The organism is Pseudomonas sp. PA1(2017) (assembly GCF_001945375.1).
Classification (GTDB): domain Bacteria; phylum Pseudomonadota; class Gammaproteobacteria; order Pseudomonadales; family Pseudomonadaceae; genus Aquipseudomonas.
Genome location: NZ_MSXU01000001.1, coordinates 548,509 through 563,130 on the forward strand (window position 1 = coordinate 548,509; position 14,622 = coordinate 563,130).

Sequence of the window (14,622 nt, forward strand, 5' to 3'; positions counted from 1 at the left end):
CACCAGGCGCGGCGGGTGACGCCTTGATCCACCCGCTGCGCTGACCTCTCACAATTCCCACATAATCTCCATCCGCGCTCCACGCTGCCTCCACCGGGCGTGGCCAGACTGCGTGCATCCCAACTGCACGGAGCGCTGTGCCATGAACCGAAGCCTGCTGTTCAAACTGGGCACTATCGCCCTGTTGATTCTGTTGTTGATGATTCCCCTGTTGTTGATCGATGGTTTGGTCGGCGAGCGCCAGGGCGCGCGCGACGAGGTGCTGCGCGACATCGCCCGTAGCTCGAGCTACGCCCAGCAGATCACCGGGCCGATCATGGTGGTGCCGTATCTCAAGAAGGTGCTGACCTGGAAAACCCGCAAGGACAGTGACGAGCGTTATCAGGAAGAGTCCATCGAGCAGGGCCGCCTGTACTTTCTGCCCGAGCGCTTCACCCTCGACGGCGACGTGCGTACCGAGCTGCGTTATCGCGGTATCTACCAGGCGCGCCTGTACCACAGCGATAGCCAGGTCAGCGGCGAGTTCACGGTGCCGGCCAACTACGGCATCAGCGATGTCGACGCCTACCGGTTCGGCGAGCCCTTCATCGCCGTGGGCATCAGTGATGTGCGTGGCATCGGCAACGACCTCAAGCTGCAGCTCAATGGCGCCAGCCTGAGCTTCGAGCCGGGCAGTGGCGACGACAACTTTGGCAGCGGCGTGCACGTGGCGCTGCCGCCTCGCGATACCCGCAACGAGCAGGTCTACAGCTTCGCCTTCGACCTCAAGCTGCAGGGCACCGAGCAACTGAGCATCACCCCGGTTGGCCGCGAGAGCCAGGTCACCCTGCGCTCGGACTGGCCACACCCAAGCTTCATCGGCGAGTTCCTACCCAGCCAGCGTGAGGTGACGCAGCAGGGCTTTACCGCCAAATGGCAGACCAGCTTCTTCGCCACCGATATGCAGGATGCCCTGAGCAGCTGCGTCAGCGGCTCCTGCGCCGCCATGCAGAGCCGCGCCCTCGGGGTCAGCTTCATCGATCCGGTGGACCAGTACCTCAAGGCCGATCGGGCGATCAAATATGCGCTGCTGTTCATCAGCCTGACCTTCGCCGTGTTCTTCCTGTTCGAAGTACTCAAGCGCATGGCCGTGCACCCGGTGCAGTACGCCCTGGTGGGCCTGTCCATGGCGCTGTTCTACCTGCTGTTGCTGTCGCTCTCCGAGCACCTGGGGTTCACCGTCGCCTACGGCCTGTCCGCCCTGGGCTGCGTGGCGCTGAATACCTTCTACGTCAGCAGCGTGCTGCGCAGCTGGTTGCGTGGGGCGGCCTTCGGCGGGCTGCTGGCTGCCCTGTACGGGCTGCTCTACGGCCTGCTCAGCGCCGAGGACTACGCCCTGCTGATGGGCTCGCTGCTGGTATTCGGCGTGCTGGGCTGCGTGATGGTGCTGACCCGCAAGCTCGACTGGTACGGCGTCGGCCGCCCGGCCACCAGCGACACCTTCACGTCCTGACCCTTTGCCGGGGCGTGCCGCAACGCCCGCCCCATGGAGATCGCCATGCGAGTCTTGATGCAATTTTCCGCCTGCTTCGCCCTTGGCCTGTGCATCGCCGGTGTACTGCTGATCGGCATGATGTTCGTCGGCCGCTTCGACTGGATCGAGGCGCTCATGCTCAGCGGCTGGCCGGTCGCAACCCTGGGCCTGCAACTGTTGCCAGCGGCGTTCTGGAATGGCCTGACGGGCGTTACCGATGCTGCGGCCAACAGCACCGTGCAGTCGTTCCTGCAACTGTGCGTGGCCATGGCGCAGATCGCCCTGTTGTTCGCGACTGGCCTCTTTCGCCTGTGGTACCGGCGATGAGCGGGCGTGTCGGGCTGCGAGAGGAGCGCAGGGCAGGGCAGAAACTGGCACGTTGCATCGCCCGGTTGTTCCCTGCGCCGTGCCCGGTGCGCTGCGATGGCCGCCGGTCGCTGGAACAGGTCGGGCCGGCGTCGTCATAGACCTGGATCAATGGCTGGGCGGGCCGGGGTCTCTAGAATCGCCGGCCCCGTTTTTCGCGAGTGCGTTGCTCCATGTCCAGCCAACCGTTTCGCCCCGAACTGCTGTCACCGGCCGGCAGCCTGAAGAACATGCGCTACGCCTTCGCCTACGGCGCCGATGCGGTGTACGCCGGGCAGCCCCGCTACAGCCTGCGGGTGCGCAACAACGAGTTCGATCACGGCAACCTGGCCCAGGGCATTCGCGAGGCGCACGTGCTGGGCAAGCGCTTCTACGTGGTGGTCAACATCGCCCCGCACAACGCCAAGCTGAAGACCTTTCTCGACGACCTGCAGCCGGTCATCGACATGGCGCCGGACGCGCTGATCATGTCCGACCCGGGGTTGATCATGCTGGTGCGCGGCCGTTATCCACAGATGCCGATCCACCTCTCGGTTCAGGCCAATGCGGTGAACTGGGCCAGCGTGGCGTTCTGGCAGGGGCAGGGCCTGGAGCGGGTGATCCTGTCGCGGGAGCTGTCGCTCGGTGAGATCGAGGAAATCCGCACCCAGGTGCCGGAGATCGAGCTGGAAGTGTTCGTCCACGGCGCCCTGTGCATGGCCTATTCGGGGCGCTGCCTGTTGTCCGGCTACCTGAACCGCCGCGACCCCAATCAGGGCGCCTGCACCAATGCCTGCCGCTGGCAGTACGACCTCAAGGCGGCAGGCGAGAACGAGCTGGGTGAGATCGTCCGGGTGGTCGAGCCGACGTTGGGTATCGGCGCGCCGAGCGACCAGGTATTCGTGCTCGAGGATGGCGAACAGCAGATGCCGGTATTCGAGGACGAGCACGGTACCTACATCATGAACTCCCGGGACCTGCGCGCCGTGCAGCACGTCGAGCAGCTGGTGAAGATGGGCGTGCATTCGCTGAAGATCGAAGGGCGCACCAAGAGCCATTACTACTGCGCCCGCACCGCCCAGGTGTATCGCCAGGCCATCGACGATGCGGTGGCAGGTCGGCCGTTCGACCGCGGCCTCATGGCCAACCTGGAGTCGCTCGCCAATCGCGGCTACACCGAAGGCTTCCTGCGCCGCCACGTGCATGATGAATATCAGAATTACGGGCACGGCAGCTCGGTCTCCGATCGCCAGCAGTTCGTCGGCGAGCTGAGCGGCGATCGCCGTGGTGAGTTGGCCGAAGTGCGGGTGAAGAACCGCTTCACGGTGGGGGACGGCATGGAGCTGATGACGCCCAAGGGCAACCTGCGTTTCACCCTGGAGCATCTGCAAAATCGCGCGGGCGAACCGATCAGCGTGGCGCCCGGCGATGGCCATGTGGTGTACCTGCCGGTGCCGCCCGAGGTGGATCTGCGCTTTGCGCTGTTGATGCGCGATGTTTAGTTAGGCGTTGCCCTTCCTGGGTATCGCTACGCTCAACCGCAGGCTACGGGACTGCGAGCAATTTCGTAGCCCGGGTTAGCCGAAGGCGTAACCCGGGACGGTCCACGACTAGAGCGAAGGCCCCTGCAACCGCTGCCGCCAGCTCTTCAGCCGTTGCTCCAGTGCCTTGAGGCTGTCGGCCTGTTGCTTGCGCGCGCGGCTGAACAGGATCAGTGCCAGTTCGGCGGTCACCAGGGCGTCGGCGCTGGCGTGGTGGCGCTGGCCGACCTGCAGGCCGAAGTGCGCGGTCCAGTCGTCCAGGCCGCCGTTGCGGATCTCTGCCTGTGGGCAGAGCATGGGTGCCAGCTCGGCGACATCATAGAAAGGGTGGCGCAGGCGCAGGTTGAGGGTGTCCTTGAGGGCGCGGGCCAGCATGCGCTGGTCGAAGCCGGCGTGAAAGGCCAGCAGCGGGCTGTCGCCGAGAAACTCCATGAACGCCAGCAACGCTTCGGCGGGCTCGATGCCGGCGGCGATGTCGCTGGGCGCCAGGCCGTGGATCAACACGCTGGCGCTGACGGTGTGGCCATCGCGGTGCAGGGTGCATTCGAATTGTTCACCGAGCTGGATGGCGCCGTTGTCGATGACCACGGCGCCAATCGACAGCACTTCGTCGCGCTTGAGATCCAGGCCACTGGTTTCCAGGTCGAGCACCACCAGGCGTTGCTGCGCCAGGGGCGTGTCATCCGCCGGCCGTGGTGCCGGCAGGGCGGTGCAGCGGCGCTGCTGGTCGTCGGGCAGGGCAGTGCGGCGGCGGGTCAGCCAGGCCAGTGCGTTCATAGTTGGTAACGTAGCCCCAGGCTGGTTTGCAGACGCTGGGCCTGACGGAAGGATTCACGCAGGATGCGCCGGTCCAGGTGGTTGAGGCTGTCCGGGTCGAGGCGGTTGGAGTAGGGCTGGGCCTGGCGGGCCTGCAACTGATGCTGCTGCAGGCGCGTCTGCTGGATGAAGTGGTAGGCCTCCTCATAGGCGGCGCCATCCAGCTTGTCGATGATCCCGCGGGCACTCAGCTCGCGTAGGCGCTGCTGGGTATTGCAGGCCTTGATGCCGTTGGCCAGCGCCAGCAGGCGGGCGCCATCGACGAAGGGCGTAAGGCCCTGGGATTTGAGGTCCAGGGTGTCCTTCTCGGCGCCGCGCCGGGCCACCACGAAATCCCGGAAGCGGCCTACCGGCGGGCGCTGGCGTAAGGCGTTGTCGGCCATCATGCGCTGGAACAGGCGGTTGTCGGCGATCTGCCCGAGCAGCTCGTCACGCAGGGTTTCGCAACCACTGGCATCGCCCCACACGGTGCGCAGGTCGAAGTAGATGGTCGAGGCCAGCAGGTTTTCCGGTGAGGCTTCGCGGATGAAGCCGGCGAAGCGCCGCGACCATTCCTGGCGCGACAGGCACAGCTGCGGGTTGCCGGCCATGATGTCGCCCTTGCACAGGGTGAAGCCGCAGCGCGCCAGGCGTTGGTTTATCTCCATGGCCAGCGGCAGCAGGCGGCCACGAATTTCCGCCGCCTGCACATTGTCGCGGGCTTCGAAGAGGATGCCGTTGTCCTGGTCGGTGTGCAGGGTCTGCTCGCGCCGGCCCTCGCTGCCGAAACACAGCCAGGCGAAGGGCACGCCCGGATCGCCCAGGTCCTCGATGGTCAGCTCGATCACCCGGCACACGGTGTGGTCGTTGAGCAGGGTGACGATATGGGTGATCTGGCTGGCGCTGGCACCGTGGGCGAGCATGCGGTCGACCAACTGGCGGATGTCCTCGCGCAGCGCGGCCAGGGTTTCCACCCGGCCGGCATGTCGAATGGTGCGCGCCAGATGCACCAGGTCGACGCGCTGCAGGGAGAACAGGTCGCGTTCGGAGACCACGCCGCACAGCTTGCCCTGTTCCACCAGGCAGACGTGGGCGATATGTCGCTCGGTCATGGCGATGGCGGCGTCGAAGGCGCTGGCGCCTGGTGGCAGATGGAACGGCGCCTGGGTCATGAGGCTGCTGATCGGTTGCTCCAGGGAGCTGCCGTCGGCCACCGCGCGGCGCAGGTCGCGCAGGGTGAAGATGCCCTGGGGGCGCAAGCCCGGGTCGACGATGACGATGCTGCCGACCTGCTGTTCGTGCATCTGCCGCACCGCGTCGCGCAGCGGCAGGTCGGGCGCACAGGAGATCGGTTGGCGCATGGCCAGATCGCCCAGGCGGGTGTCGAGCGAATACTGCGAACCGAGGGTTTCCACGGCGCGCATCTGCACCTGCTGGTTGACCTGGTCGAGCAGGCTGCTGACGCCGCGCAGGGCGAAGTCGCGCAGCGGCGTGGACTGGCCGAACAGCCGGGCGAAGGCGGCCTTGTCGAGCAGCAGGCAGAAGGTATCTTCAGCGGCCAGGTGGGCGGTGCGGGTAGCGCGTTCGCCGATCAGCGCGGCCATGGGAAAGCATTCGCCGCTGGTGATCTCGAAGGTGGTTTCCGTGCCGCGCCGTGCCGAGTGCGGGCGCTGACCGTGCACGCGGCCCTGCTTGACGATGTACAGGTGCTGTACCGGGCCATCGTCCGGGTGGATGATCACCTCGTCTTCGCCATAGAAGCGCAGCTGGCAGTGCTCGACCAGATACGCGAGATGGGCAGCATCCATCTGATTGAAGGGCGGGAATTTCTGCAGAAATTCCATGGTGCCGTGGACGTTCTGGCGTACCGCTGTCTTGCCGGCCTGAACGAAATCGTCGGCTGGTTTCATTGCGCGCGTTCCTTTTGTTCTTGTAGCGGCATGGTGGCGAGCCGTGCCGTGAATCGACATAGGACGTAAGTCTAGGGTCTGTTCCCGTTTCAGCGCGAGCCGCGTTGCCGCGAGAAATGGCCTCCGATTAGGCGCAGGACGAAGGGAATGGACTAGCCGTCCGCGTCTTCCCTTGCACGACAGCGGAGGTCATTTCCCGCGCAACCTAGGCGGCCCCACCCGGAGGGCCGGGCCAGTTCTTGCGCGATGCGGCGTTACTCGATGGCTCATTTGGCCTGCCAAACTTCGCATCTGTGTGACCCACATGGATGTGGGAAATGCCGCAAGCCCGCCGGGAGCGGGCGCGGCCCTTGCCTCGCGCAAGAACTGGCTCCGGCGCGGCCGTGCGTGAAACGGGAACAGACCCTCGGCCAGGCGATTGGCGGACGAATATGCCGGCCTACGGTGAACCTCTCAACTTCATTGACGTCCTGATGTGTCTGAGACGCGTTTTTCAGGCAGTCATCCCTTCCAGGCACAGAGGAGACATCATCTATGAATGGCAGCATTCTGCGTCACGCCGTGGCGCTCGGCACCAGCATCCTGTTGAGCTGCGGCGTCGCCAGCGCACAACAGAAGCCCGTCGAACTGATCGGCATCAACGTCGCGGGCGCGGGATTCGCCAGCTCGGTGCTTCCCGGCAAGCACGGCACCAACTTCTTCTTCCCGCCCAAGGGCTATTACGAGAAGTGGCAGCAGAAGGGCATCAGTTGGGTGCGCTTCTCCTTCATTTGGGAGCGGCTGCAGCCAGAGGCCAATGGCGAGTTCGACGAGGCCTACGCCAAGCTGATCGACAAGACCCTCGATGAAGCGCAGCAAGCGGGTATCGAGGTGATGCTCGACGTGCACAACTATGGCCGCTACTACGGCAAGGTGATCGGCACCGACGACGTACCGATTTCCGCCTATCAAAACCTGATGGAGCGCATCGCCAAGCGCTGGGGCAAGCACCCGGCCGTGTATTCCTACGATCTGATGAACGAGCCCTATGGTGCGGCCAACAAGTTCTGGCCGCAGGTGGCCCAGGCCGGTATCGACGGTGTGCGCAAGTTTGACTCGAAGAACGATATCTACGTCGAGGGTGCCGAGTATTCGTCGTCGCTGCGCTGGCCCAAGCTCAACGACGACCTGCTCGACCTGAAGGACCCGGCGGACAAGCTGATCTATTCGGCGCACATGTACATCGACCCGGATGCCAGCGGTACCTACAAGACTGCGCTGGCCACTGACCTCGATCCGCAGATCGGCGTCAAACGCATCGAGCCATTCGTCAACTGGCTGATCAAGCACAACAAGAAGGGCCATATCGGTGAGTTCGGCGTGCCGGCCGAAGACGAGAGCGGCCTCAAAGCGCTGGATCAGACGCTCGCCTACCTGCAGAAACACTGCATTCCGTTCACCTACTGGGCAGCCGGGCCGTCGTGGGGCAAGAACAAGCTGTCCGTCGAGCCGGTCAAGGGTGTGGATCGTCCGCAATGGGCGGTGCTGCAGAAGTACCTGGGGGGTGGCAACTGCACCAGTATCGGGCCGGGAACCTGAAGCGCGGGTTGACGCTCTGATCAGCGTGGCGGCGCTCAAGTCGCCGCCATCGCCCCCTCCGCCGTACCCGATCTCAAGGATGCTCGCATGACAAACCGCAATCTATGGGTGGATTACGCCAAGGCCATCGGCATCCTCCTGGTGGTCTATGGCCATGTGGTGCGTGGCTTGCTCAACGGCGGCATCATCACCGAGAACGTGGACTTTCACTGGCTGGTGGACAGCATCATCTACACCTTCCATATGCCACTGTTCTTCTTCCTGTCCGGGCTGTTCTTCTGGCACTCGCTGAACAATCGCGGCAGTGCCGGACTGTTCTGCAACAAGATCGACACCATCTTCTATCCGTTCGTGCTCTGGTCGCTGCTGCAAGGCACCATCGAAGTGGTGCTGGCGCGCTACACCAATGGTGGCGTGGGCATGGGCGAGGTGCTGGCGTTGCTGTGGTCACCGCGGGCGCAGTTCTGGTTCCTGTATGCGCTGTTCGCCGCGTTCTGCCTGGCGATCCTCCTTTACCGCAGCTTTTCCACACGGGCTTTCCTGCCGCTGCTGGTGCTCAGCGCGTTGTTCTACCTGCTGCAGCAATGGACGCCGCGCGTGGCGGCATTGGTGTTCCTTGCCCAGAACTTCGTGTTCTTCGCCCTGGGCATCTGGTTCAACCAGATCCGCGGCAGCATCGAGCCCCGTGCCTCGGCTGTGGCGCTCGGCAGTGGCTTGGCCTTCGTTGTGGCGCAATACGTGTTCCATGGCTTACTCGGGCTGACCTATGCCGACCGTGGTGCGGCGTCGCTGGTGGTGGCCTTCATTGGCATCCTGTTCACCGTCAGCCTGTGCATGGTGCTGGCGCGCCGACCGATGGGCTGGATGCTGACCCTGGGCGCGCTGTCGATGCCGATCTTCCTGATGCACATCCTGGCTGGCAGCGGTGCGCGGGTGATCCTCAGCAAGTTCCTGGGCATCAACGACGACACCTTGCATATCGTCGTGGGTTGCCTGGCCGGCGTGCTGCTGCCGATCATCGCAGCGAAGATTCTCCAGGCGCTGGGCATCAACTGGCTGTACGAGATGCCGGAGCGCTTCTCGGTCTATCGCTGGCAGCAACGTCGGGTGGCGGCGCAGCCGGCAAGATGAAAACCCAGGGTCGATGTTTGATCCCGCCCAAAAGAAAACCGCCTTTCGGCGGTTTTCTTCTTTGCGTTGACGCTTAGCGCGCCAGGCTGGCCTTCAGTTCGCGGCGACGGCGGTGCAGCACCGGCTCGGTGTAACCGTTGGGCTGCTTGGCGCCTTCGAGCACCAGCTCCACGGCCGCCTGGAAGGCGATGTTGCCGTCGAAACCAGGTGCCATCGGGCGATACAGCGGGTCAGCGGCGTTCTGCCGATCCACCACTGGCGCCATGCGCTTGAGGCTTTCGAGCACCTGCGCCTCGCTGACCACGCCGTGGCGCAGCCAGTTGGCCAGCAGTTGACTGGAGATACGCAGGGTGGCGCGGTCTTCCATCAGGCCGACATCGTTGATGTCCGGCACCTTGGAGCAGCCGACGCCCTGGTCGATCCAGCGCACCACGTAGCCGAGGATGCCCTGGGCATTGTTGTCCAGCTCGTTGCGGATTTCCTCGTCGCTCCAGTTGGTGTCTGGCGCCAGCGGAATGCTGAGGATTTCATCCAGCGAGGCCGGGGTGCGCTTGGCCAGCTCGGCCTGGCGAGCGAACACGTCGACCTTGTGATAGTGCAGCGCGTGCAGGGTGGCGGCGGTCGGCGAGGGCACCCAGGCGGTGTTGGCGCCGGCCAGCGGGTGGCCGATCTTCTGTTCGAGCATGGCGGCCATCAGATCGGGCATCGCCCACATGCCCTTGCCGATCTGCGCACGGCCCTGCAGGCCGCTGGCCAGGCCGACGTCGACGTTGTTGTTCTCGTAGGCGCTGATCCACTTCTCACTCTTCATGGCGGCCTTGCGCACCATGGCGCCGGCTTCCATGGAGGTATGGATCTCGTCGCCGGTGCGGTCGAGGAAGCCGGTGTTGATGAACACCACACGCTCGCTGGCCGCGGCGATGCAGGCCTTGAGGTTGACGGTGGTGCGCCGTTCCTCGTCCATGATACCGACCTTCAGGGTGTTGCGTGCCAGGCCCAGCACCTGCTCGACACGGCCGAACAGTTCGCTGGTGAACGCCACTTCTTCGGGGCCGTGCATCTTCGGTTTGACGATGTACACCGAGCCGGTGCGGCTGTTGGCGCGGCTGCTGCTGCCATTGAGGTTGTGCAGCGCAGCGAGGCTGGTGCACAGCGCATCGAGGATGCCTTCGGGCAGCTCGTTGCCGCTGGCGTCGAGCACCGCCGGGTTGGTCATCAGGTGGCCGACGTTGCGCACGAACAGCAGGCTGCGCCCGTGCAGGGTCAGCTCGCCGCCATTGGGCCGGGTATAGACGCGATCCGGGTTCATGGTGCGGGTGAAGGTATTGCCGCCCTTGCTTACCTCTTCGCTGAGATCGCCCTTCATCAGGCCCAGCCAGTTGCGGTAGACCAGGGCCTTGTCGTCGGCATCCACCGCGGCCACCGAGTCTTCGCAGTCCATGATGGTGGTCAGCGCCGACTCCATCAGCACGTCCTTCACGCCAGCGGCGTCGGTGCTGCCGATCGGGCTGGCGGCGTCGATCTGGATCTCGAAATGCAGGCCGTTGTGCTTGAGCAGGATGGCGATGGGCGCGGCGGCCTCGCCCTGGAAGCCGACCAGTTGATCGGCGTCGCGCAGGCCGCTGATGTCGCCATTGGCCAGGGTAACCAGCAGTTTGTCGCCTTCGATGCGGTAACCGGTGACCTCGGCGTGGGAGCCGGTGGCCAGCGGCGCGTTTTCATCGAGGAAGGATCGCGCGGCAGCGATCACCTTGTCGCCGCGTACGCGGTTGTAGCCCTTGCCCCTTTCGGCGCCGCCTTCCTCGCTGATCGCATCGGTGCCGTACAGCGCGTCGTACAGCGAGCCCCAGCGGGCGTTGCTGGCGTTGAGCGCGAAACGTGCGTTCATCACCGGCACCACCAGCTGTGGGCCGGCCATGCGGGCGATCTCGTCGTCGACGTTTTCGGTGCTGGCCTGCACGGTTTCAGGCTGTGGTTGCAGATAGCCGATCTGTTCCAGGAAAGCTTTGTAGGCCGCTGCATCGTGAGGTTTTCCGGCCCGCTCGCGGTGCCAGCCGTCGATCTGCGCCTGCAACAGATCGCGCTTGTCGAGGAGGGCCCGGTTCTTCGGCGCCAGGTCGCCGAATACGGCATCGGCGCCGGCCCAGAATGCATCGGCTGTCACGCCGCTGCCGGGAATGGCTTCGTTGTTGATGAAATCGAACAGCACCTTGGCGACCTGCAGGCCACCGACTCGAACACGCTCAGTCATCTCTCGCCTCTCTGCTTCGCTTAGCCTCTGTAACGGCGGGAACCCTCGGTGCTGCGCAGGCAGACCGCCTCGGGGCCGTGGTCGACGGCTACCCGCGTTGCGGCGGTGTGTCTGGAGGTGCTTCGTGAGCGGGGTTTTCCACAACCAGCAGGACTGGGTTTTGGTTCATGTAGTGGGTTTTGTCCGATACTACATGAACGAATCGGGAAAAACAGTCCAGAAATGATCGACGCGATCTTGGTCGTATCTCTGGGCGCCACTTGCCGTCGAGAGCTGCCTATACTCCAGGCTCCTGACGAGGAACACCACCATGCCCACACGCATCGCCACCGCCGCGGATCTGGATGACCTGATACCGATGTTCGCCGCCTATCTGGATTTCTATGACGTCGGCAAGCCCGAGCGCCAGGTTCGTGCTTTCCTGGCCGAGCGCCTGGAACGCGACGATTCGACCCTGCTGATCGCCAGAGACGATGGGGCGAACGCCCAGGGCTTCGTGCAACTCTATCCCCTGTATGACTCGCTGGCGCTGCGCCCCAGCTTTCTGCTCAGCGACCTGTACGTGGCCGAGCACGCGCGCCGCCAGGGTATCGGCGAGCGGCTGCTGGAAGCAGCCCGCGAGCACGGGCTGCGTAACGGCGCCTGCGGGCTGCATCTGGAAACCGCACGTACCAACGAAGTGGCACAGTCGCTCTACGAGCGCCTGGGCTACGTGCGTGATGCGATCTACCTGACCTACCGGCTCGACCTGAGTTGAGCGCCATAGAGGAGAACGGCACATGGATCACCTGATACTCACCGTCATCGCTCAGGACCAGCCGGGCCTGGTCGAGCGCGTCGCTCAATGCGTGGCCAGGCACGGTGGCAACTGGCTGGAGAGCCGCATGTCGCGGATGGCCGGGCAGTTCGCCGGCATCCTGCGCGTGGACGTGCCAGCGGCCTCCCATGGTGCGCTGATGGAGGCCCTGAACGAGCTCAGTGCCCAGGGCATCCGCGTGCAACTCGCCTCCGCCGGAGCCGAGCCGGACTGCACCTGGAAATCGATTCACCTCGATCTGCTGGGCAACGATCGCGCCGGTATCGTGCGCGACATCACCCGATTGCTGGCCGCCAATGGCGTCAACCTGGAGAACCTGGTCACCGAGGTGACGCCCGCGCCCATGAGCGGCGAGCCGCTGTTTCACGCCCAAGCAACTCTGGCCGTGCCCGAGGGCCTGCCGCTGAGCACGCTGCAGACTTCCCTGGAGGGCCTGGCGGACGACCTGATGGTGGAGCTCAAGCTGCGCATGGAAGATTGAGCCGTCGAGTGAAGCGACAAGGCCGCTCGATCAGCGGCCTTGCTGTTTCACACCCGTGCCGGTCGCTTGCGTAGCGTCAGCCAGGCATCGACGCTGTATACCGCCAACCCCGCCCAGATGAACAGGAAGGCGACCAGCTTGGCTGGGTCCAGGTGCTCGTCGAACATGAACACCGCCAGCAGCAGCACCAGGGTCGGCGCCACGTACTGCAGGAAACCCAGTGTGGTATAGGGCAGGTGGCGCGCCGCGGCGTTGAAGCACACCAGCGGGATCAGCGTGACCGGCCCGGCGGCCATCAGCCACAGCGCTTCACTGGTGGTCCAGAACGCCGGTTGGCTACTCATGGCGTCGGGGTGCAGCACGATCCAGCCGATGGCCAGAGGCAGCAGAATCCAGGTTTCCACCACCAGGCCCGGCAGCGCGGCGACCGGCGCTTTCTTGCGAATCAGCCCGTAGGTCGCGAAGCTCAACGCCAGCGCCAGCGACACCCAGGGCAGGCTACCCACCTGCCACAGCTGCTGGGCCACCCCGGCGGCGGCCAGTGCCACCGCCACCCACTGCAGGCGGCGCAGCCGCTCACCGAGAATCAGCATGCCGAGCAGCACGTTGACCAACGGGTTGATGTAGTAACCCAGGCTCGCTTCGAGCATGCGCCCGTTGTTCACTGCCCAGACGTAGATCAGCCAGTTGCCGGCGATCAGCGAGCCGCTCAGGGCCAGCACCGCGAAGCGCTTGGGGTGGTCGATCAGCTCGCGCAGCCAGCCCGGGTGCTTCCAGACGAGCAGCAGCAGGGCGCCAAACAGCGCCGACCAGATGGCGCGATGAACGATGATTTCCAGCGAGGGAACGGCCTGGATCGCCTTGAAGTACATCGGGAACAGGCCCCAGATGACATAAGCGGAAAGGCCCAGGATGTAGCCGCGGCGCAAATCTGCGGTGGCCATGTAAGTCCTTATCGAGGCAGTGGGGAAAACGCATCATTCTAGTGCGCAGTTGTCTGCACGTTCAGCTTTTTCTTGCCGAGTCCGTGGGTTTCAAAATAGCTTCAGCGGCTCTTCATCCAGCGCCGCGATCTGCTCGCGCAGCATGAGGATCTGTTCGCCCCAGTAGCGCTCGCTGCCGAACCAGGGAAAGCTCTGCGGGAAGGCCGGGTCGTCCCAGCGGCGCGCCAGCCAGGCGCTGTAATGCATCAGGCGCAGGGAGCGAAAGCCTTCGATCAGCGGCAGTTCGCGTGGGTCGAAATCGTGGAACTCCCCGTAGCCGTCGACCAGTTCGGCTATCTGTCCGAGGCGCTCATGGCGGTCGCCTGCGAGCATCATCCACAGGTCCTGAATGGCCGGCCCCATGCGGCAGTCGTCCAGGTCGACCATGTGGTAGGTCTCGTCGCGGCACAGCAGGTTGCCGGGGTGGCAGTCGCCGTGCAGGCGGATCGCCTTGGCCGGGTTGGCCGCGAACAGTCGATCCAGGCGCGCTAGCAGGTCGCGCGCCACCGATTCGTAGGCGGGCAGCAGGCTTTTGGGGACGAAGTTGCCTGCCAGCAGGGTCGCCAGCGAGGCATGACCGAAGTTGTCCACCCGCAGGGCTTCGCGGTGCTCGAACGGGCGCAGCGAACCGACCGCGTGCAGGCGGCCGAGCAGCTGGCCGAGGCGATAGAGCTGATCCAGGTTGCCTGGCTCGGGTGCCCGTCCGCCGCGGCGTGGAAACAGCGAAAAACGAAAACCGGCGTGTTCGAACAGGGTTTCGCCGTCGCGCTGTAACGGCGCGACCACGGGCACTTCGTGATCGGCCAGTTCGGCAGTGAAACTGTGTTCTTCGCGTATCGCTGCATCGGTCCAGCGATCGGGCCGGTAGAACTTGGCGATCAGCGGCGTCTCGGCCTCGATGCCCACTTGATAGACGCGGTTTTCGTAGCTGTTCAGTGCCAACACACGTGCATCGCTGAGGTAACCCAGGCTCTCGACGGCATCCAGAACCAGATCGGGGGTAAGGGCGGCGAAGGGATGGGTCATGGGCGGCTCCTGCGGTTGGCCGCAGAGTGTAACGCCTCGACGGCGGACACCGGCATTATTCGCTAGGGCCTGTTGACACTACCGCGCAAGCCGCGTTGCTGCGAAAAATCTCGCCAGGCTAGGCGGAGGACGCAGGGAATGGTTGTTCCCTTGCCAAGTCCTCCAACAACGCATGGCGAGATTTCTCGCGCAACCCGAAGGGCCGGGCCCGTTTTGCCGCAATGCGGCGTTTCTCGCCGGCTCATTTAGCC

Annotated in this window: 12 protein-coding genes; 7 read left to right on the forward strand and 5 right to left on the reverse strand. The window is 64.6% G+C overall.

Annotation, left to right across the window (positions count from 1 at the left end; translation table 11 throughout):
* Positions 1-142: 142 nt before the first annotated feature.
* The 3 genes from creD to yegQ all read left to right on the forward strand — a co-directional run bounded on the left by creD (position 143) and on the right by yegQ (position 3,360).
* Positions 143-1,492 carry a cell envelope integrity protein CreD gene (gene creD, locus BVH01_RS02500; protein WP_075928809.1) on the forward strand — a complete coding sequence of 450 codons (1,350 nt, stop codon included), beginning with the start codon at positions 143-145 and terminating at the stop codon, positions 1,490-1,492.
* Positions 1,493-1,537: 45 nt separating this feature from the next.
* Positions 1,538-1,840, forward strand: coding sequence for a hypothetical protein (locus BVH01_RS02505; protein WP_075928810.1), 303 nt, complete (start codon positions 1,538-1,540; stop codon positions 1,838-1,840).
* A gap of 212 nt (positions 1,841-2,052) precedes the next feature.
* Positions 2,053-3,360, forward strand: a complete 1,308-nt coding sequence (gene yegQ, locus BVH01_RS02510) for a tRNA 5-hydroxyuridine modification protein YegQ (protein WP_075928811.1) — start codon at positions 2,053-2,055, stop codon at positions 3,358-3,360.
* Between the two features lie 108 nt (positions 3,361-3,468).
* On the opposite strand, the gene BVH01_RS02515 is transcribed toward yegQ, so the two are convergent.
* Positions 3,469-4,176 carry a PolC-type DNA polymerase III gene (locus tag BVH01_RS02515; protein ID WP_075928812.1) on the reverse strand — a complete coding sequence of 236 codons (708 nt, stop codon included), beginning with the start codon at positions 4,174-4,176 and terminating at the stop codon, positions 3,469-3,471.
* Positions 4,173-6,104 carry a putative nucleotidyltransferase substrate binding domain-containing protein gene (locus tag BVH01_RS02520; RefSeq protein WP_075928813.1) on the reverse strand — a complete coding sequence of 644 codons (1,932 nt, stop codon included), beginning with the start codon at positions 6,102-6,104 and terminating at the stop codon, positions 4,173-4,175. Before BVH01_RS02520 ends, BVH01_RS02515 begins: the two co-directional genes overlap by 4 nt.
* A 534-nt stretch (positions 6,105-6,638) precedes the next feature.
* Here BVH01_RS02520 and BVH01_RS02525 point away from each other — a divergent pair.
* Together BVH01_RS02525 and BVH01_RS02530 are read left to right on the forward strand one after the other, a co-directional pair.
* Positions 6,639-7,682 carry a glycoside hydrolase family 5 protein gene (locus BVH01_RS02525; RefSeq protein WP_075928814.1) on the forward strand — a complete coding sequence of 348 codons (1,044 nt, stop codon included), beginning with the start codon at positions 6,639-6,641 and terminating at the stop codon, positions 7,680-7,682.
* Positions 7,683-7,769: 87 nt separating this feature from the next.
* Entirely contained in the window at positions 7,770-8,813 is a 1,044-nt protein-coding gene (locus BVH01_RS02530) for an acyltransferase (protein WP_075928815.1), read from the forward strand.
* 73 nt (positions 8,814-8,886) lie between these two features.
* On the opposite strand, the gene BVH01_RS02535 is transcribed toward BVH01_RS02530, so the two are convergent.
* On the reverse strand, positions 8,887-11,064 hold the full coding sequence (locus tag BVH01_RS02535; RefSeq protein ID WP_075928816.1) for a malate synthase G: 2,178 nt from the start codon (positions 11,062-11,064) through the stop codon (positions 8,887-8,889).
* Positions 11,065-11,374: 310 nt separating this feature from the next.
* Here BVH01_RS02535 and BVH01_RS02540 point away from each other — a divergent pair, with 310 nt between their 5' ends.
* Together BVH01_RS02540 and BVH01_RS02545 are read left to right on the forward strand one after the other, a co-directional pair.
* Positions 11,375-11,821, forward strand: coding sequence for a GNAT family N-acetyltransferase (locus BVH01_RS02540; RefSeq protein ID WP_075928817.1), 447 nt, complete (start codon positions 11,375-11,377; stop codon positions 11,819-11,821).
* Between the two features lie 22 nt (positions 11,822-11,843).
* Positions 11,844-12,362 carry a glycine cleavage system protein R gene (locus tag BVH01_RS02545; RefSeq protein WP_075928818.1) on the forward strand — a complete coding sequence of 173 codons (519 nt, stop codon included), beginning with the start codon at positions 11,844-11,846 and terminating at the stop codon, positions 12,360-12,362.
* Between the two features lie 47 nt (positions 12,363-12,409).
* Here BVH01_RS02545 and rarD read toward each other — a convergent pair whose 3' ends face one another.
* Both rarD and BVH01_RS02555 read right to left on the reverse strand, forming a co-directional pair.
* Entirely contained in the window at positions 12,410-13,306 is an 897-nt protein-coding gene (rarD, locus tag BVH01_RS02550; protein WP_075928819.1) for an EamA family transporter RarD, read from the reverse strand.
* Positions 13,307-13,396: 90 nt separating this feature from the next.
* Positions 13,397-14,371, reverse strand: a complete 975-nt coding sequence (locus BVH01_RS02555; protein ID WP_075928820.1) for a serine/threonine protein kinase — start codon at positions 14,369-14,371, stop codon at positions 13,397-13,399.
* Positions 14,372-14,622 lie beyond the last annotated feature (251 nt).